This window comes from Streptomyces sp. NPDC040622, from assembly GCF_055593965.1.
Map to the genome: position 1 here is coordinate 1 of NZ_JBVIXD010000010.1, position 18,029 is coordinate 18,029.

The window sequence follows — 18,029 nt, forward strand, 5'->3', positions numbered from 1 at the left end:
CCGTGCATCGTGAACGCCTGGTTGAACTGCTCGTTCGACATGATCTGCGTGCCGGGCCGGGCGAGCTCGGCGCGCATGAAGAGCGCCATCACCCCGCCGATGCAGAAGAACGCGAACGACGTGACCAGATAAAGCGTGCCGATCGTCTTGTGGTCAGTGGTGGTCAGCCACTTGATGACGACGTTTCCCGGCTGCTTGCGCCTGACCGGCAGCTCGTTCTCGTACGAGTCTTCTGCTGCCGCGGCACCCTGGGGTTCGTTGAGGATGCTCACAGGTTGTTCGTCTCCCGGTTCTTCTCGTGGGGCGTCTGCTCGATGCCGGCCGGGATGTAACCGGTCTGGTTCTTCTTCACCAGGTCCTCGAGGTGCTGCTTGTAGCGCTCGGGGGAGACGACCTTGACGTTGAAGAGCATCCGGGAGTGGTCGACGCCGCAGAGCTCGGCGCACTTGCCCATGAAGGTGCCCTCCTTGTTCGGAGTGACCTCGAAGGCGTTGGTGTGGCCCGGGATGACGTCCTGCTTCATGAGGAACGGCACCACCCAGAAGGAGTGGATGACGTCACGCGAGGTGAGCACGAAGCGGACCTTCTCGCCCTTGGGGAGCCAGAGGGTCGGGCCGGGGTTGCCGTTCTGGGGGTTCCGCTCGCCGGGCGTGCCGACGTCGTAGACGCCGTTGGCCTTGGCCGGGAAGTCATCGCGGAACTTGTCGGGGATCGCCGAGAGGTCCTTGGACGTCTTGGCGTTGTCCTTGCCGCCGCCCGGAACGTTCTCGACGTAGTTGAAGCCCCAGCTCCACTGGAAGCCGACCACGTTGACCGTGTGGGCCGGCTTGTCTTCGAGCTTGAGGAGCTTGGACTCGTCACGTGCCGTGAAGTAGAAGAGCACCGACACGATGATGAGCGGAACCACCGTGTACAGCGCCTCGATGGGCATGTTGTAACGCGTCTGAGCCGGTACTTCCACCTTGGTGCGGCTGCGCCGGTGGAAGATGACGCTCCACAGGATCAGGCCCCAGACCAGCACGCCCGTGGCGAGCGCTGCCGCCCACGAGCCCTGCCAGAGGGAGAGAATCCGCGGAGCTTCCTCCGTTACCGGAGTGGGCATTCCAAGGCGGGGGAAATCCTTGTATGTGCAACCGGTGGCGGTCGCCAGGATCAGGCCCGCAGTCAGCACCTGCGGCAGCTTCCGCCGCATCGGGCGCCGCGACGAGCGGTCGGAGCCGTTGGGACTCACGTAGCGCCTTCCCGAGAGTCTCGCCCGCGCGGTCGGCTGCGGCCTCCACGCTGGTCGGTCGCCGCCCTGCGGCGGGCAGGGGTTTGGATGTTTATGCGGACCAAACCCTACTGGACGCTATTTGGGGTCGCGCGGGGAGGGTGCCTAACGCGCCGCGGGTCACTCCGAAGGGTGGGACGAGGCGCCGTCGGCCGCTTTCTGACGGAGGGTCGGGGCGCCCACTGGGCCGACGGGACCTGCGGGTTCGCGGCCGCGGGAGCGTCGTGGCCCGTCGCGCGGTTCCCCGCGCCCCTGACGGCCCCCTTCGGGTGCCACTCCCCGGGGGCGCCTTAGCGTTGACGTGTGTCCTACTTCGATGCCGCCTCATCCGCTCCCCTCCATCCCGTCGCCCGGCAGGCCCTGACCGCCTCGCTCGACGAGGGGTGGGCCGATCCGGCCCGGCTCTACCGCGAGGGGCGGCGGGCCCGGCTGCTGCTCGACGCCGCCCGCGAGGCGGCCGCCGACGCGGTGGGCTGCCGCCCCGACGAGCTCGTCTTCACCTCCTCGGGCACCCGTGCCGTGCACTCCGGGACGGCGGGCGCGCTCGCCGCGCGTCGGCGCGTCGGACACCACCTGATCGTGTCGGCGGTCGAACACTCGTCGGTGCTCCATTCGGCCGAGGCGCACGCGGCGGGCGGCGGCACCGTGACCGAGGTGCCGGTGGACCGCGGCGGGGCGGTGGCCGCCGACGCGTACGCCGCCGCGCTGCGCGAGGACACCGCGCTGGCCTGTCTGCAGTCCGCCAACCACGAGGTCGGCACCGAGCAGCCGGTCGCCGAGGTCGCCGAGGCCTGCCGCGCCGCGGGCGTGCCGCTCCTGGTGGACGCCGCGCAGTCGCTGCCCTGGGGGCGGGTCGACGGGGACTGGTCGCTGCTGACCGGCAGCGCCCACAAATGGGGCGGGCCCGCGGGGGTCGGGCTGCTCGTCGTGCGCAAGGGGGTCCGCTTCGCCGCGCAGGGTCCGGCCGACGAGCGGGAGTCGGGGCGGGCCGCCGGGTTCGAGAACATTCCGGCGATCGTCGCGGCGGCGGCCTCGCTGCGGGCGGTGCGGGCCGAGGCCGAGGCGGAGGGCGCGCGGCTGCGGGAGCTGACGGAGCGGATCCGGGCGCGGGTGCCCGGGCTCGTGCCGGACGTGGAGGTGGTGGGCGACCCGGTGCGGCGGCTGCCGCACCTCGTCACCTTCTCCTGTCTCTATGTCGACGGGGAGACACTGCTGCACGAGCTGGACCGGGCGGGCTTCTCCGTGTCGTCCGGGTCCTCGTGCACCAGCTCGACGCTGACGCCGAGCCACGTGCTCAGGGCGATGGGCGTGTTGAGCGAGGGCAACGTGCGGGTCTCGCTGCCCGCGGGCACCGCGGCCGCGGAGGTCGACCGGTTCCTCGACGTGCTGCCGGGAGCCGTCTCGGAGGTGCGCGAGAAGCTGGGCGCGCCGGTCGCGCCGACGGCGCGCACGGAGGCGGCTTCGCTGGTGATCGACGCGCTCGGCAAGCGGTGCCCGATCCCCGTCATCGAGCTGGCGAAGGTGATCGGGGACGTGCCCCTCGGCGCGACGGTGACCGTGCTCGCGGACGACGAGGCGGCGCGCCTGGACATCCCCGCGTGGTGCGAGATGCGGGGACAGGAGTACGTGGGTGAGCGCCCGGCGGACCACGGCGCGGCGTACGTGGTCCGCCGGAGCTCGTGAGCGCCGGGGCCCTGCCCTCACACCCCTGTCGTCGCCCGGAGGGCGGGCCCGCGGCGTCTGGTGCGCGCTCTCGGCGTGCCGGGCGCCGCGGGGCGGGCAGGGAGGGAGGACGAAGGCAGGTCCTAGGCCAGGTGCGGCTGTACCTCGGCGGCGGCCTCGTGCCCGTACGCCTTGGTGAAGCGGTCCATGAAGTTGCTGCGGCGCAGCGCGTACTCCTGGGTGCCCACGGTCTCGATGACCAGGGTGGCGAGCATGCAGCCGACCTGCGCCGCGCGCTCGTGGGAGACGCCCCAGGCGAGGCCCGAGAGGAAGCCCGCGCGGAACGCGTCGCCGACACCGGTCGGCTCGACCTTCGCCTCTTCCTGCGGGACGCCGACCTCGACCGGGTCCTGGCCGTCGGCCTCGATGCGCACGCCGCGCGAGCCGAGGGTCGTCACGCGGTGGCCGACCTTGGAGAGGATCTCGGCGTCGGTCCAGCCGGTCTTGGACTCGATGAGCCCCTTCTCGTACTCGTTGGAGAAGAGGTAGGTGGCGCCCTCCAGGAGGGTGCGGATCTCCTCGCCCTCCATGCGCGCGATCTGCTGCGAGAAGTCCGCGGCGAAGGGGATCCGGCGGGAGCGGCACTCCTCGGTGTGCCGGAGCATCGCCTCGGGGTCGTCGGCACCGATCAGGACGAGGTCGAGGCCGCCCACGCGGTCCGCGACGGTCTTCAGCTCGATGAGGCGGGCCTCGCTCATCGCGCCCGTGTAGAAGGAGCCGATCTGGTTGTGGTCGGCGTCCGTGGTGCAGACGAAGCGCGCGGTGTGCAGCGTCTCGGAGATCCGTACCGAGGCCGTGTCCACACCGTGCCGGTCGAGCCAGGCGCGGTACTCGTCGAAGTCGGAGCCCGCGGCGCCGACCAGGATCGGGTCGGTGCCGAGCTGCCCCATGCCGAAGGTGATGTTGGCGGCGACGCCTCCCCTGCGCACATCGAGGGCGTCGACGAGGAATGAGAGGGAGACCGTGTGCAACTGATCCGCGACCAGCTGGTCGGCGAAGCGGCCGGGGAAGGTCATCAGGTGGTCGGTGGCGATGGAGCCGGTGACTGCAATACGCACGGCTGGATGCTCCTGTGGAGGAGAGGCGGGGATTGACAGTTCACGCTACCGGGTCGAGGTACCGCCGCTGAAGTGGCAAAACTACCCGATAGTAGGGCTTTTTCGTGCGGGGTCCGCTGCATACGGTGCCGTTATGACCGTTATCCCGAAGGATGTCGTCCTGCCGCGTCGCGGCGCGCTCACCGCCGAGACCCCGGAGAGCATGGAGGCCCTGCGAGGGGACTGTGCCCGCATGGTGCCGCACTGGGCGGTGCCCGCACTCGCCTCGGCCGCCCCCGTACCGCCCTCGCGGATCAACGGAGTCACCGTCCCGTCCTCCTCCGCCCGCCTGATCGACGAGATGTCCGACTACGGAGACTGAGGGAGACTGTGTCCGGGGCCCTGGCGCGCAGGTCAGGAGCCCCGGCGCGCACAGAGGGAACCGTGCGCTCCCCCGCTGCGTCCCATCGCCGTCCCCCGCAGAGGGGACGTGGGACACGACGAAGCCCACCTGTGGGATGTCAGGGACACAGCAGTCAGTCGAAGGAGCGATGCGGTGAGCACCGAGCGATCCGATCATGAGGCGGCCGAGTCGCAGCGGCGGCGTTCCCGCCTGGCCGTCGCCTCGGTCGCGGCCACCGTGCTGCTGGTCGGCGGCGGTGGCGCGTACTTCGCGGCGACCGCGTCCGGCGACGGCGGCACCGGCAGCAGCGACGGCGCCCCGGCGGGGAACGGCGGCAATCCGCCGCCGCTCGCCCTGGACGGTTACACGAGCGGCGACCGGCAGGGCGACGGCCGCGACGGTACGGGCGGTACGGGCAGCACCGGAGGAATCGCCCCCGGCGAGCCCGACCCGAACGGCGCCACGTACCGGGCGACCGGCAAGCTGCCCAAGGGCCCGGAGTCGTCCGCCGTCTACCACGCGCGGGGCGAGGTCGGCCGGGACGACGTGGCCGGGCTGGCCGACGCGCTGGGCGTGGCCGGGACCCCGACGTCGCAGGACGGCACCTGGAAGGTCGGCGGGGCCAAGGACGGCTCGGGTCCGTCGCTGGAGGTCAACAAGCAGGCGCCGGGCACCTGGACGTACACCCGGCACGGTACCGGCGGCACCGACAACTGCCCCAAGGGCAAGCCTTGTTCCAGCAGCTCGACGGCGCCCGGCGGTGAGACGGGCGACGCGGTGGGCGAGAAGGCCGCCAAGGACGCCGCCGCGCCCGTCCTGAAGGCGCTCGGCCAGGACGACGCCAAACTGGACGCGCGCCAGCTGATGGGCGCCGTACGGGTGGTGAACGCCGACCCGAAGGTCGATGGACTGCCGACGTACGGCTGGTCGACCGGTATCCAGGTCGGCCCGGGCGGTGAAGTGGTCGGCGGGAGCGGCCGGCTGAAGGCGCCGGAGAAGGGTGCCACGTACCCGGTGATCGGCGCCCAGGAGACCCTGGACCGGCTGAACGGCATGGGCGGCGGTGGCCGCGTCGGCATCGGCGGCTGCGCGACCCCCGTGCCGCACGCCGACGACAGCACGAAGTCCGAGGGCGGCGGCGGGGCGAAGCAGGCACCGTGCGAGCCGTCGTCCGCGCAGCCGAAGCCGCGGCCGGTCGACGTCAGCGGGGCCACGTTCGGGCTCGCGACGCACGCCGTGGACGGCCGGCAGGCCCTCGTGCCGTCCTGGCTCTTCGACGTGAAGCCGCGCGGCGCGCAGGACACCTTCACGGTGACGCACCCGGCGGTCGACCCCACGTACCTGACGTCGCCCAGCTCCCCCGGCACGCCCGAGCAGTCCGGAAAGCCGGGCGGGAGCGACGGCGACAGCGACAAGGCGGCGGCCCGCGTCGAGTCCTACAGCTCCGACGGCACCTCGCTGACCGTCCACTTCTGGGGCGGTGTGTGCAGCAAGTACGCGGCGTCGGCGAGCGAGGACGGCAAGCGCGTGACGGTCGAGGTCACCGAGACGCGGCAGAAGGACACGATGTGCGTGAAGGTGGCCAAGAAGCTCTCCAGGACGGTCACGCTCGACAAGCCGCTGGGTGACCGCACGGTCGTGGACGGCACGGGCGACACGGTGCGCGGGAAGTAGCGCGCCGACGCGAGACCCGTACGGCCGGCTCAAGACCCGTACGCGCGAGGGCAACACGAAGGCGGCGGCCCCCCGAGATCCTCGGGGGGCCGCCGCCTTGCTGCCTGCAGGCTCAGCTGAAGGAGTCGCCGCAGGCGCAGGAGCCCGTGGCGTTCGGGTTGTCGATCGTGAAGCCCTGCTTCTCGATGGTGTCCACGAAGTCGATGGAGGCGCCGCCCAGGTAGGGAGCGCTCATCCGGTCGGTGACGACCTTGACGCCGTCGAAGTCCTTGACGACATCGCCGTCGAGCGAGCGCTCGTCGAAGAACAGCTGGTAGCGCAGGCCCGAGCAGCCGCCGGGCTGAACGGCGACGCGCAGCGCCAGGTCGTCCCGGCCCTCCTGCTCCAGCAGGCCCTTCACCTTGGCCGCGGCGGCGTCCGACAGGAGGATGCCGTCGCTCACGGTGGTGGTCTCGTCCGATACGGACATCTGCTTCTCTCCCGGGTTGTACGGAGACTGCTTGCCGACGGTTGCAACCGGCGGGGCCGCGGATTCATTCCGGGCCGAGCGCTTACGTCCTTGCCCCTTCATGCTCGCACACGGCGCCGGGTGGGACACCGGGTCGAGGAACGGCGAATGCGTCACATCGACACTATCGCCATCGTCAAACTGACGTGAAGCGGTTATGATAGATAACGTCAATTAGACGAGAAGGCTTGTCTGCAGAAAAGAAAGGGTGCGTGTCTCGTGACCACCGCCCAGTCCCCCGTGGATCTTGACGTCCAGCCGACGCCGCTCGCCCTGCTGCTGCTCGGCCGCGAGGCCGACCCCAGGAGCGAGCGCGGCGTGGAGTGCCCCGGTGACCTGCCGTCCCCCTCCGACCCGGACCTGGTGGAGCGCGCCCGCGCGGCCAAGGAGAAGCTCGGGGACAAGGTCTTCGTGCTCGGCCACCACTACCAGCGCGACGAGGTCATCCAGTTCGCGGATGTCACCGGCGACTCCTTCAAGCTGGCCAAGGACGCGGCCGCCAAGCCCGAGGCCGAGTACATCGTCTTCTGCGGCGTGCACTTCATGGCCGAGTCCGCGGACATCCTGACGACGGACGACCAGAAGGTCGTGCTGCCCGACCTGGCCGCCGGCTGCTCGATGGCCGACATGGCCACCGCCGAGCAGGTCGCGGAGTGCTGGGACGTGCTGACCGAGGCCGGGATAGCCGAGCAGGTCGTGCCCGTCTCGTACATGAACTCCTCCGCCGACATCAAGGCCTTCACCGGCAAGCACGGCGGCACGATCTGTACGTCCTCCAACGCCAAGCGCGCCCTGGAGTGGGCCTTCGAGCAGGGCACGCCCCGCTCGTCGACCAAGGTGCTCTTCCTGCCCGACCAGCACCTGGGCCGCAACACCGCGGTGCGCGACATGGGCCTCTCGCTCGACGACTGCGTGCTCTACAACCCGCACAAGCCGAACGGCGGCCTGACCGCCGAGCAGCTGCGCGACGCGAAGATGATCCTGTGGCGCGGGCACTGCTCGGTGCACGGGCGGTTCTCGCTGGAGTCGGTCGAGGACGTCCGCGCGCGGATCCCCGGGGTGAACGTCCTCGTGCACCCCGAGTGCAAGCACGAGGTCGTGGCCGCGGCGGACTACGTGGGCTCCACCGAGCACATCATCAAGACCCTGGAAGCGGCGCCCGCGGGCTCCAAGTGGGCCATCGGCACCGAGCTGAACCTGGTGCGCCGCCTGGCGAACCGCTTCGCCGCCGAGGACAAGGAGATCGTCTTCCTCGACAAGACGGTCTGCTTCTGCTCGACCATGAACCGGATCGACCTGCCGCACCTGGTCTGGACCCTGGAGTCCCTGGCCGAGGGGAATCTGGTCAACCAGATCGAGGTCGACCGCGAGACCGAGCAGTTCGCGAAGCTGGCGCTGGAGCGGATGCTGTCGCTCCCGTAGCTCGGCCCGGGGCCCGGTCCTGATCCGGCGCTCTGTCCTGATGCAGCGCTCTGTCCTGATGCACTGCGTAAGGGGCGCCCGCTATTGCGGGCGCCCCTTACGCGTGGGTGCGGCCTTCGGCGTGCTCAGACCTGGGCAGGTGCCGGGTCGTCCGACTCCGCGCCCGCCTGCGGCGGCACGCCCGCCTTCTTCGCCCGCTTCGCCTCCCGCTTCGCGCGACGACGCTCCTTGCGGAGCTCCACCATCGCGTACAGCGTCGGGACGAGGAGGAGGGTGAGGAGCGTCGACGTGATCAGACCGCCGATCACCACCACCGCGAGCGGCTGGGCGATGAAGCCGCCCTCGCCCGTGACGCCCAGGGCCATCGGCAGCAGGGCGAAGATCGTCGCCAGGGCCGTCATGAGGATCGGGCGCAGCCGGTGCCGGCCGCCCTCGATGACGGCTTCGACCGTGCCGTATCCCTGCCTGCGGTACTGGTTGATCAGGTCGATCAGCACGATCGCGTTGGTGACCACGATGCCGATGAGCATCAGCATGCCGATCATCGCGGGGACGCCCATCGGGGTGTCCGTGGCGACCAGCAGGCCGATCGCGCCCGTCGCCGCGAACGGGATGGAGACGAGCAGGATCAGCGGCTGCACCAGCGAGCGGAAGGTCGCGACCAGGAGCATGAAGACGATCGCGATCGCCGCCAGCATCGCGAGCCCGAGGGAGGCGAACGCCTCGTCCTGGTCCTCGGAGACGCCGCCGATCGAGGCGGTGGCCCCGTCCGGGAGCTTCAGCGCGTCCAGCTTCTTGGTGAGGTCCGCGCTGACCGCGCCCGTGTTGTCACCGGTCGGCTTCGCCGTGATCGTCGCGGCCCGCGCGCCGTCGATGCGGGTCATGGAGACCGGGCCGTCCACGAGCCGCACGTCGGCGATCGCGCCGAGCCGCACACCCGGGCGGAGCGTCAGCTTCTTCAGCTGGTCGAGGGTCCTGGCCGGCTTCGCCGACTTGATGACGACGTCGCGCTCGGTGTCGTCGAGGGTCGCCTTGCCGCTGGTCGTGCCGCGCACCGCCTGGGCGACGGCCTGGCCGAGCGTGGTGTCGTCGAATCCGGCGTCGGCCGCCTTGGCGTTGGCCTTGACCGAGATCCGCGGGACGCTCTGCGACAGGTCGCTCTGCACGTCGGTGACGTCGTCGAGCTTCGCGACCTCGTCGCGCACCCGTCCTGCCGCCGTGCGCAGCGCACCGGCGTCGGCGGCCTTCACCACGACGCTCAGGTCCTGGCTGCCGAAGCCGTCACCGGCGGAGACGGTGGTCTGGCCGATCCCGGAGAGCTTGCCGAGCTCCTTCTCGATGAGGTCCTGCGTCGCGTCGTACGAGGACTTGTCCTTGAGGGTGAGGGTGTACGAGGCCTGGTTGGTGTCGGTGCCGCCGCCGAAGGCCGCCATGAAGCCGGAGGAGCCGACCGTGACCTGGTAGTCCTTGATCTCGTCGATGCCGGAGAGCATCTTCTCGATCTTCTTCGCCGAGGCGTCGGAGGCCGCCAGGCTGGTGCCGGGCTTCAACTCCTGCTTGATGGAGAGGACTTCCTGCTCGCCCTGGTCGAAGAAGTTCGTCTTCAGGAGCGGCGCCATGCCGAACGTGCCGACCAGGATGACGATCGCGATGCCGAGGCTGGTGAGGCGGCGGCGCGTCGCGAAGCGCAGGACGGGGACGTACAGCCGCTGGAGCCTGCTGCGGTTCTCCTTCTCCTCGGCCTTGCGCCGGGCCTCCTCCGGATCCACGCCCTGGGCCGACTTGGGGGCGCGCAGGAACCAGTACGAGAGGACCGGCACGACCGTCAGCGAGACGAGCAGGGAGGCGAGCAGCGCCGCCGTGACCGTCAGCGAGAACGAGCCGAACAGCTCGCCGACCATGCCGCCCACCAGGCCGATGGGCAGGAACACCGCGACCGTGGTCAGGGTCGAGGAGGTGACGGCGCCCGCGACCTCGCGGACCGCCTTGAGGATGGCCTCCTCGCGCTCCTCGCCGTAGCCGAGGTGCCGCTTGATGTTCTCCAGGACCACGATCGAGTCGTCGACGACGCGGCCGATCGCGATGGTCAGCGCGCCCAGCGTGAGCATGTTGAGGGAGAGGTCGCGGGTCCACAGGACGATCAGGGCGAGCACGACCGAGAGCGGGATGGAGACCGCGGTGACCAGCGTCGAGCGGATCGACGCCAGGAAGACCAGGATGATCACGACGGCGAAGACCAGGCCGAGCGCGCCCTCGGTGGTGAGGCCCTCGATGGACTTGGCGACGGCCGGTCCCTGGTCGCTCGCGACCGTCACCTCGGCGCCGGCACCGAGGTCCTTGCGCAGGTCGGGGAGCTTGTCCTTGACCGCGTCGGAGATGGCGACGGCGCTGCCGTCGTGGTCCATGGTGACCGCGACGGCGAGGCTGGGTTCGCCGTCGGTGCGCGTGATGGACGTCGCGGTGGACGGCTCCTGCTTGACCGTGGCGACGTCGCCGAGCCGCACGGGCTTGCCCGCCCGCTGGCCCGGCGCGGCCTCGGGCGCGACCCGCAGCTCCTGGATCTGCTTCAGCGAGGTGAAGCCTCCGCCGACCTGCACGGTGCGGTTCTTGCCGCCCTCGTCGAACGACCCGGCGGGGAGCGTGGCGCCGCCCGCCTGGAGCGCCTTGCCGAGCGCGGCCGGGCTCAGGCCCGCCTTCGCCAGCTTCCGGTCGTCGGGGGTGACGTTGACCTGGAGGTCGCGCACGCCGTCGACGGTGACCTGACCGACGCCGTCGATGTCCTTCAGGGACGGCACGACCGTGCGGTCGAGCTGGTCGGCGAGGGCCTGCTGGTCCTTGTCGGAGGTGACGGAGAGGACGACGGTGGGGATGTCGTCGGTGGATCCCGCGACGACCTGCGGGTCTACGTCGTCGGGGAGTTCGGCGCGGGCGCGGTTCACGGCCTGCTGGACGTCGGCGACGAGCTGCTTGGAGCCGCTGCCGTAGTCGAACCTGGCCATGAGGACGGCGTTGCCCTCGCTCGCCGTGGAGGTGATGCCGGTGATGCCGTCGACCGCGTCGATGGTGTTCTCGAGCGGCTCGACGACCTGCTTCTCGACCACGTCCGGGGACGCGCCCTGGTAGGGGGCCAGCACGGACACCATCGGCAGTTCGATGGAGGGCAGCAGCTGCTGCTTGAGCTGCGGTATCGCGATGGCGCCGAAGACGATCGCGATGATCGACATCAGCCCTACGAGGGCCCGTTGGGCAAGGCTGAACCTGGACAGCCAGGACATGGTGGTCTCTCTCTGTGGCGTGCGCGGGGGGGCGTACGAGGCCGGGCGGGGCCACAGGAGGGGCACGGAAAGTGGGTGCCTGCGGCAAGCTTCGTACGCCCCTCACACCCTCAGCCATGGCCACGGCCACCTGCGTCACTCGCAGGACCATTTCTTGGGCCACGCATACTGCGGGCGCAGTACGCCGCCTCTCGCGTCACTCCACCCTTGGACGTACCAGGCCCGATTCGTACGCAATGACGACGAGTTGGGCCCGGTCGCGCGCGCCGAGCTTCGCCATCGCGCGGTTCACGTGGGTCTTCACGGTGAGCGGGCTGACCTCCAGGCGCTCGGCGATCTCGTCGTTCGAGTGGCCGCCCGCGACCTGGACGAGGACCTCGCGCTCGCGCCCGGTGAGCGCGTCAAGCCGCTCGCCGCGCACCGGCCCGTCGCCGTCCCTGCCGTCGCCCTGCGCCAGGAACTTGGCGATCAGGCCCTTGGTCGCCACCGGGGAGAGCAGCGCCTCGCCGGCCGCCGCGATGCGGATGGCGCCGAGCAGTTCGTCGGGCTCCGCGCCCTTGCCGAGGAAGCCGGAGGCGCCCGCGCGCAGCGACTGCACCACGTACTCGTCGACCTCGAAGGTCGTCAGCATCACCACGCGCACATGGGCCAGGGAGGCGTCGGCGCTGATCATGCGGGTGGCGGCGAGGCCGTCCGTGCCGGGCATCCGGATGTCCATCAGGACCACGTCGGCCCGCTCCGACCTGGCGAGCGCGACCGCCTCCGCCCCGTCGGACGCCTCGCCGACCACCTCCATGTCGGACTCGGAGTCGACGAGCACCTTGAACGCGCTGCGCAGCAGCGCCTGGTCGTCGGCGAGCAGTACGCGGATCGTCACGCGGTCCCTCCCTTTGCCGTGGTCACGGGCAGGATCGCATGGACGCGGAAACCGCCGCCGTAGCGGGGCCCCGCCGTGCAGCTGCCGCCGAGTGCGGTGACGCGTTCGCGCATGCCGATCAGGCCGTGGCCGCCGCCGTCGGTGTTCTCCGCGCCGCCCTGCTCATGCCCGGGACCGTCGTCTATGACGGTGACCTCCACGTTCGGTCCGACGCGGACGACGCTCACCTCTGCCTTGGCGTCCTGCCCCGCGTGCTTCTGCACATTGGTCAGCGCCTCCTGGATGATCCGGAACGCGGCGAGGTCGACGGCGGCCGCCAGGTCGAGGCCGACCTGGCCGAGGGCCACCTCCACGGGCAGGCCCGCGTTGCGGAACGTCTCGACGAGCTCGTCCAGGCGGTGCAGGCCCGGGGCCGGTTCGGTGGGCGCCTCGGGGTCACCGGTCTGCCGCAACAGGCCGACGGTGGCGCGGAGTTCGCCCAGTGCGGAGCGGCTGGCGTCGCGTACGTGGGCGAGGGCCTCCTTGGCCTGGTCGGGCCGTTTGTCCATGACGTGCGCGGCGACGCCGGCCTGCACGTTGACCAGGGCGATGTGGTGGGCGACCACGTCGTGCAGATCGCGGGCGATACGCAGCCGCTCCTCGGCGACGCGTCGCCGGGCCTCTTCCTCGCGCGTGCGTTCGGCCCGCTCGGCGCGCTCCCGTATGGCGTCCACGAACGCGCGCCGGCTGCGCACCGCGTCGCCCGCGGCTGCGGCCATGCCGGTCCAGGCGAAGATGCCGAGGTTTTCCTGCGCGTACCAGGGCAGGGGGCCCGAGAGCATCGCGACGCCGGTCAGACCGGTCATGGTGACCAGCCCGATCCGCCAGGTCGTGGAGCGGTCCGTGGTGGACGCGACGGTGAACAGCGCGATGACGGAGCACATCACCACGGGGGCGCGGGGCTCGCCGGTGAGCAGCTCGACGATGGAGGCGGCGCAGGTCGCCGCGAGCACGGACCAGGGGGCGCGGCGGCGGAAGACCAGGGCGAGGGCACCGCACGCCATCAGGAGCAGGCTCGGGACGTCGGGGGTGCGGGCGCCCCAGGTGGGGCCGTGCTCTCCGTAGGGCTCGGCGAAGGAGCCGACGACCATGCAGACGAGGGCGGCCGATGCGAGCACCGCGTCGACCGCCAGCGGGTGTGTTCTGGCCCAGCCGCGGCCTCGTAGGAGAGTCGTCACGCGCTAAACGGTACGGGGCCTGGGCGGCTGCCTGGACCGGATCCTGCGCTTCCCGCGCGGGGGATTCCGTGCTTCGCACGAGGGCGGGCCGGGCTTGTTCTTCCCGTGCCGGGGTCGGTGTGGCTGAGCGCGCAGTTCCTCGCGCCCCTTGCGGGGGGGGCCGGGTTGTTTTGCCCGTGCCGGGCTCGGTGTGGCTGAGTGCGCAGTTCCTCGCGCCCCTTGCCGGGGGGCCGGGTTGTTTTGCCCGTGCCGGGCTCGGTGTGGCTGAGTGCGCAGTTCCTCGCGCCCCTTGCCGGGGGGGGCGGGGTGGTCTGCCCGTGCCGGGCTCGATGTGGCCGGGCGCGCAGTTCCTCGCGCCCCTTGCGAGGGGCCGGGGTGTTTTGCGCTGAGCGTGCCGTTTCCCGCGCCCCTTGCGGGGCGCGCAGCGCAGGCTGGTTCTGGTCAGCCGGGGATCAGGCCGTCGTCGCTCAGCAGGTCGCGGACCTCGTCCAGCGTCGCGTCGGGGGCGGGGAGGATGAGTTCCGAGGGTTCGAGGGCGTCGTCGGCGAGCGGCTCGCCGAGCTCCCGGACCTTGTCCAGGAGCGCGTGGAGCGTGCGGCGGAAGCCGGCCGCGTCGCCGCCCTCCATCTCCTCGAGCAGCTCGTCGTCCAGCTTGTTCAGTTCGGCGAAGTGGCTGTCCGCCAGCTTCACCTGCCCCTCCCCCATGATCCGTACGATCACGTCGTCCTCCTCGGACGTCAGCGGTACCGCGCGGTACCTGCGCAGGGCTACTGCTTGTCGAAGCGCGGGGTGTCCTGCGGCTGCTGCTGCGACTGGGGCTGGCCCTGGCCACCCTCGATCGCCTGCTTGCCGCCGGAGGAGCCACCTGCCAGCTCCGCCTTCATGCGCTGCAGTTCCAGCTCTACATCAGTACCACCGGAGAGGCGATCCAGCTCGGACTGGATGTCGTCCTTGGCGAGGCCGGAGGAGTCGTCGAGAGCACCGGAGGCGAGCAGTTCGTCGATCGCGCCGGCCCGCGCCTGGAGCTGCGCGGTCTTGTCCTCGGCGCGCTGGATGGCCATGCCGACGTCGCCCATCTCCTCGGAGATGCCGGAGAAGGCCTCGCCGATCCGGGTCTGCGCCTGCGCCGCGGTGTACGTGGCCTTGATCGTCTCCTTCTTGGTGCGGAAGGCGTCGACCTTGGCCTGGAGCCGCTGGGCCGCGAGGGTGAGCTTCTCCTCCTCGCCCTGGAGCGTCTGGTGCTGCGTCTCCAGGTCCGTCACCTGCTGCTGGAGGGCGGAACGGCGGGACAGGGCCTCGCGGGCCAGGTCCTCGCGGCCGAGCGCCAGCGCCTTGCGGCCCTGGTCCTCCAGGGTCGAGGACTGCTTCTGGAGCTGGGTCAGCTGCAGTTCCAGGCGCTTGCGGGAGGTCGCCACGTCGGCGACGCCGCGGCGCACCTTCTGCAGCAGCTCCAGCTGCTTCTGGTACGAGTAATCGAGGGTTTCGCGCGGGTCCTCGGCCCTGTCAAGGGCCTTGTTCGCCTTCGCGCGGAAGATCATCCCCATACGCTTCATGACACCGCTCATGGGCTTCGCGCGCCCCCTTCTGACGGACTTCCAGCTCCAGGTACTGCCAGAACCCACAGTACGGGCCCTGCATCCATTACCGCACTGTTCGCGGGCGGATGCGCTCATCCCCAAGGACGACTACGTCCCGCACCGCTCCGGCGTAAGGAGTAGGTGCACCCCTGGGAGCCGGCCACGTGTCACCAGGGGCGACAGACCCGCAGAACGGCCACCCGCGGCCGCATACCGCCTGCTACGTCCCCTTAGGCACGCAAATCAAGACGCCCGGTGTTGCCGGATCGTTCCCCGCCGGGCGGACCTCCATGTGTCCGCACCCCGTACCCTTGGATTTTGTGTTCCGTAGCCGATCCAAGGAAGAGAAGGCCCCGGCCGCGCCGGTGACCGACTCCAAGCAGCCCCGTGACCCGCAGGCCCGCAAGGGCCGCCCCACCCCCAAGCGCGCCATGGCCCAGTCGCAGCGCCGCAGCGTGACGAACACGCCGACGACGCGCAAGGAGGCCGCCAAGCGCCAGCGCGACGAGCGCCGTACCCAGATGGCGAAGCAGCGCGAGGCGCTGGCGAGCGGTGACGAGCGGTTCCTGCCCGCCCGTGACAAGGGTCCCGTGCGCAAGTTCGCGCGCGACTTCGTGGACTCGCGCTTCTGCATCGCCGAGTACTTCCTGCCGCTCGCGGTGATCATCCTCGTCCTGAGCATCGTCCGCGTGCCGCAGCTGCAGAACATCGCGCTGCTGCTCTGGCTCTTCGTGATCGTGCTGATCATCGTCGACTCGATCGTCACGGCGTTCCGCCTGAAGAAGCGTCTCGCCAAGCGCTTCCCGAGCGAGAACAAGAAGGGCGCCGTCGCGTACGCCCTCATGCGGACGCTCCAGATGCGCCGGCTGAGGCTCCCGAAGCCGCAGGTCAAGCGCGGAGAGCGGCCCTGAGCGGATTCTCCGGCGGCGCCGGTGCCTGGCTGGAGAAGCTGGGCGGCCTGCGCAACGCCGTGCGCCAGGAGCTGGTGGCCCGCCAGCTCGACGAGCAGATAGTCGCCCGCTACCCCGTGGGGCAGCGGCTCAGGGTCCTCGACGTCGGCATGGGGCAGGGCACGCAGGCACTGCGGCTCGCCCGTGCCGGGCACAAGGTGACGGGCGTCGAGCAGGACCCCGTCATGATCGCCGCCGCACGTGGGGCGCTGGCCGCGGAGCCCGAGGGCATCCAGGGCCGGGTGCGGATCGTCGAGGGCGACGGGCACCAGACCGGGGTGCACTTCCTGCCCGGCAGCTTCGACGTGGTGCTCTGCCACGGCGTCCTGATGTACGTCGAGGAGCCCGACGCGCTCCTCGCGGGGCTCGCCCGGATGCTGGCGCCCGGGGGGCTGCTCTCGCTCCTCGTGCGCAACGCGGAGGCGCTGGCCATGCGGCCCGGCCTCGCCGGCGACTGGGCGGGGGCGCTCGCCTCCTTCGACTCCGTGACGTACCGCAATCGCATCGGCGTCGACGCCCGCGCGGACCGGCTCGACGCGCTGACCTCCGCCCTGGCGGGGATCGCCGCTCCGCTGCAGGCCTGGTACGGGGTGCGGGTCTTCACGGACACCGCGGCCGACGGTGCGGGCATCCCGCCGGACTGGGAGCTGGAGACGCTGCTCGCCGCCGAGGAGCGGGCCGGGCGCACGGATCCCTATCGGCGGGTCGCCGCGCTGCTGCATCTGTGCGGGGTGCGGGACTAGGGTCCTCCGGCCCTCCGGTCCTCCGGTCCTGGGGCTTGCGGGCTTGAGGGCTTGCGGGCTTGAGGGCTTGAGGTCTTGCGCGCTCGGGGGCTTGGCGGCCGGACGGGGCGTCGAGCCCCTGATCGGCCCCCTAAGTCAGGGCGGCGCCACCCCGCGAAACCGACACTCGGGACATGACTGTCTCTCGTGCCCGTGCCGTCCGTGCCGCCTCCGTGCCCCTGCTGGCCGCCCTCACCGCCGTCGCCCTCGTCGGCGGGTGCTCCTCCTCCGGGTCCGGGGGGTCCCGGGGTTCCGACGGATCCACCACGCAGGCCGCGCCCGCCGCCGCGAACGATCTGCAGGACGACTACCAGAAGGTCATCAAGGACGTGCTGCCGTCCGTCGTCCAGATCGACGCCGCCGACGGCCTCGGCTCCGGGGTCGTCTACGACGACAAGGGGCACATCGTCACCAACGCCCACGTCGTGGGCGACCAGAAGCGCTTCAAGGTGACCACGGCCACCGGCGAGCAGGCCCTGACCGCCGAGCTGGTGGCCGCCTACCCCGAGCAGGACCTCGCCGTCATCAAGCTGAGCGACGTGCCGAACGGGCTGAAGGCCGCGTCCTTCGGCGACTCCACCAAGGCCGAGGTCGGGCAGATCGTGCTGGCCATGGGCTCCCCGCTCGGCCTGTCCTCCAGCGTCACCCAGGGCATCGTGTCGGCCGTCGGGCGCACCGTCAGCGAGGGCCGCTCGGGCGGCGGGACCGGGGCCACCATCGCCAACATGGTGCAGACCTCGGCCGCGATCAACCCGGGCAACAGCGGGGGCGCGCTCGTCGACCTCGAAGGGCAGGTCATCGGCATCCCCACGCTCGCCGCGTCGGACCCGCAGATGGGCGACTCGGCCGCGCCGGGCATCGGCTTCGCCATCCCGTCGTCGATGGTGAAGACCGTCGCCGACCAGATCATCGAGAGCGGCAAGGTGACCGACTCGGGCCGGGCCGCGCTCGGCATCACGGGACGCACCGTCCTCGACGACGACTACCGGCCCGCCGGGGTTGCCGTGGTCGAGGCCCGCAAGGACGGCGCGGCGGCCGACGCGGGGATGCGGGCCGGCGACATCATCACCGGGCTCGGCGACGACAAGGTGACGACCATCAACTCGCTCTCGGAGGCACTCGCAGGGGCGAAGCCGGGCCAGAAGAAGCAGGTCACGTACGTACGCGACGGCGACGAGACGACCGCGGACGTCACCTTGGGCGAGATGTAGGCGCGGGGCGGGACACCCGGGAAGCGCAGGAAGCGCAGGAAGCGCAGGAAGCGCAGGAAGCGGCGGCCGGGGTCCGGCCGCCGCCTCCCGCGCGTGCGGTGTGA

16 protein-coding genes are annotated in these 18,029 nt (G+C 71.1%); 7 read left to right on the plus strand and 9 right to left on the minus strand.

Features of this window, described 5'->3' with window-relative positions; translation table 11 throughout:
* Both ACZ592_RS27960 and ctaC read right to left on the minus strand, forming a co-directional pair.
* Positions 1-272, minus strand: a 272-nt coding sequence (locus tag ACZ592_RS27960) for a cbb3-type cytochrome c oxidase subunit I (protein WP_471584415.1), incomplete at its 3' end; no start/stop codon positions are given.
* A complete protein-coding gene (gene ctaC, locus ACZ592_RS27965; protein WP_471584416.1) occupies positions 269-1,231 on the minus strand; it encodes an aa3-type cytochrome oxidase subunit II in 963 nt (320 codons plus the stop codon). The genes ctaC and ACZ592_RS27960, both read right to left, overlap by 4 nt.
* Positions 1,232-1,573: 342 nt before the next feature.
* On the opposite strand from ctaC, the gene ACZ592_RS27970 reads away from it, so the two are divergent.
* Complete coding sequence (locus ACZ592_RS27970; RefSeq protein WP_471584417.1) at positions 1,574-2,953, plus strand: aminotransferase class V-fold PLP-dependent enzyme; 1,380 nt, start codon at positions 1,574-1,576, stop codon at positions 2,951-2,953.
* A gap of 122 nt (positions 2,954-3,075) precedes the next feature.
* On the opposite strand, the gene ACZ592_RS27975 is transcribed toward ACZ592_RS27970, so the two are convergent.
* Positions 3,076-4,050 (minus strand): carbohydrate kinase family protein, encoded by a 975-nt coding sequence (locus ACZ592_RS27975; protein ID WP_471584418.1) that lies wholly within the window; start codon positions 4,048-4,050, stop codon positions 3,076-3,078.
* Between the two features lie 133 nt (positions 4,051-4,183).
* Between ACZ592_RS27975 and ACZ592_RS27980 the strand changes: the two genes are divergently transcribed.
* Both ACZ592_RS27980 and ACZ592_RS27985 read left to right on the plus strand, forming a co-directional pair.
* A complete protein-coding gene (locus ACZ592_RS27980) occupies positions 4,184-4,411 on the plus strand; it encodes a hypothetical protein (protein ID WP_471584833.1) in 228 nt (75 codons plus the stop codon).
* 174 nt (positions 4,412-4,585) lie between these two features.
* Positions 4,586-6,106: a hypothetical protein gene (locus tag ACZ592_RS27985; RefSeq protein WP_471584419.1), complete on the plus strand. Its 1,521-nt coding sequence runs from the start codon at positions 4,586-4,588 to the stop codon at positions 6,104-6,106.
* Between the two features lie 112 nt (positions 6,107-6,218).
* On the opposite strand, the gene ACZ592_RS27990 is transcribed toward ACZ592_RS27985, so the two are convergent.
* Positions 6,219-6,575 carry a HesB/IscA family protein gene (locus ACZ592_RS27990; RefSeq protein WP_030933606.1) on the minus strand — a complete coding sequence of 119 codons (357 nt, stop codon included), beginning with the start codon at positions 6,573-6,575 and terminating at the stop codon, positions 6,219-6,221.
* 258 nt (positions 6,576-6,833) lie between these two features.
* Between ACZ592_RS27990 and nadA the strand changes: the two genes are divergently transcribed.
* Positions 6,834-8,036, plus strand: coding sequence for a quinolinate synthase NadA (gene nadA / locus ACZ592_RS27995; RefSeq protein ID WP_471584420.1), 1,203 nt, complete (start codon positions 6,834-6,836; stop codon positions 8,034-8,036).
* Between the two features lie 125 nt (positions 8,037-8,161).
* Here nadA and ACZ592_RS28000 read toward each other — a convergent pair whose 3' ends face one another.
* From ACZ592_RS28000 to ACZ592_RS28020, 5 genes are all read right to left on the minus strand, one after another.
* Positions 8,162-11,311, minus strand: coding sequence for an efflux RND transporter permease subunit (locus ACZ592_RS28000; RefSeq protein ID WP_471584421.1), 3,150 nt, complete (start codon positions 11,309-11,311; stop codon positions 8,162-8,164).
* Positions 11,312-11,507: 196 nt separating this feature from the next.
* Complete coding sequence (locus ACZ592_RS28005) at positions 11,508-12,188, minus strand: response regulator (RefSeq protein WP_471584422.1); 681 nt, start codon at positions 12,186-12,188, stop codon at positions 11,508-11,510.
* Positions 12,185-13,405 (minus strand): sensor histidine kinase, encoded by a 1,221-nt coding sequence (locus ACZ592_RS28010; protein ID WP_471584423.1) that lies wholly within the window; start codon positions 13,403-13,405, stop codon positions 12,185-12,187. Before ACZ592_RS28010 ends, ACZ592_RS28005 begins: the two co-directional genes overlap by 4 nt.
* A 441-nt stretch (positions 13,406-13,846) precedes the next feature.
* Positions 13,847-14,125 (minus strand): PspA-associated protein PspAA, encoded by a 279-nt coding sequence (pspAA, locus tag ACZ592_RS28015; protein WP_471584424.1) that lies wholly within the window; start codon positions 14,123-14,125, stop codon positions 13,847-13,849.
* A gap of 47 nt (positions 14,126-14,172) precedes the next feature.
* Complete coding sequence (locus ACZ592_RS28020) at positions 14,173-14,970, minus strand: PspA/IM30 family protein (protein ID WP_471584425.1); 798 nt, start codon at positions 14,968-14,970, stop codon at positions 14,173-14,175.
* 302 nt (positions 14,971-15,272) lie between these two features.
* Here ACZ592_RS28020 and ACZ592_RS28025 point away from each other — a divergent pair, with 302 nt between their 5' ends.
* From ACZ592_RS28025 to ACZ592_RS28035, 3 genes are all read left to right on the plus strand, one after another.
* A complete protein-coding gene (locus ACZ592_RS28025) occupies positions 15,273-15,893 on the plus strand; it encodes a DUF3043 domain-containing protein (protein ID WP_471584426.1) in 621 nt (206 codons plus the stop codon).
* 74 nt (positions 15,894-15,967) lie between these two features.
* Positions 15,968-16,675 carry a class I SAM-dependent methyltransferase gene (locus tag ACZ592_RS28030; RefSeq protein WP_471584427.1) on the plus strand — a complete coding sequence of 236 codons (708 nt, stop codon included), beginning with the start codon at positions 15,968-15,970 and terminating at the stop codon, positions 16,673-16,675.
* Positions 16,676-16,848: 173 nt separating this feature from the next.
* On the plus strand, positions 16,849-17,925 hold the full coding sequence (locus tag ACZ592_RS28035; protein WP_471584428.1) for a S1C family serine protease: 1,077 nt from the start codon (positions 16,849-16,851) through the stop codon (positions 17,923-17,925).
* The last annotated feature ends 104 nt before the right edge of the window (positions 17,926-18,029 follow it).

Bases quoted from the DNA above. Each gene is read 5' to 3' on its own strand.
- ACZ592_RS27980 (WP_471584833.1), top strand. From the start codon at position 4,184: ATGACCGTTATCCCGAAGGATGTCGTCCTGCCGCGTCGCGGCGCGCTC.
- ACZ592_RS27990 (WP_030933606.1), bottom strand. From the start codon at position 6,575: ATGTCCGTATCGGACGAGACCACCACCGTGAGCGACGGCATCCTCCTG.
- ACZ592_RS28000 (WP_471584421.1), bottom strand. From the start codon at position 11,311: ATGTCCTGGCTGTCCAGGTTCAGCCTTGCCCAACGGGCCCTCGTAGGG.
- ACZ592_RS28020 (WP_471584425.1), bottom strand. From the start codon at position 14,970: ATGAGCGGTGTCATGAAGCGTATGGGGATGATCTTCCGCGCGAAGGCG.
- ACZ592_RS28025 (WP_471584426.1), top strand. From the start codon at position 15,273: ATGTGTCCGCACCCCGTACCCTTGGATTTTGTGTTCCGTAGCCGATCC.
- ACZ592_RS28035 (WP_471584428.1), top strand. From the start codon at position 16,849: ATGACTGTCTCTCGTGCCCGTGCCGTCCGTGCCGCCTCCGTGCCCCTG.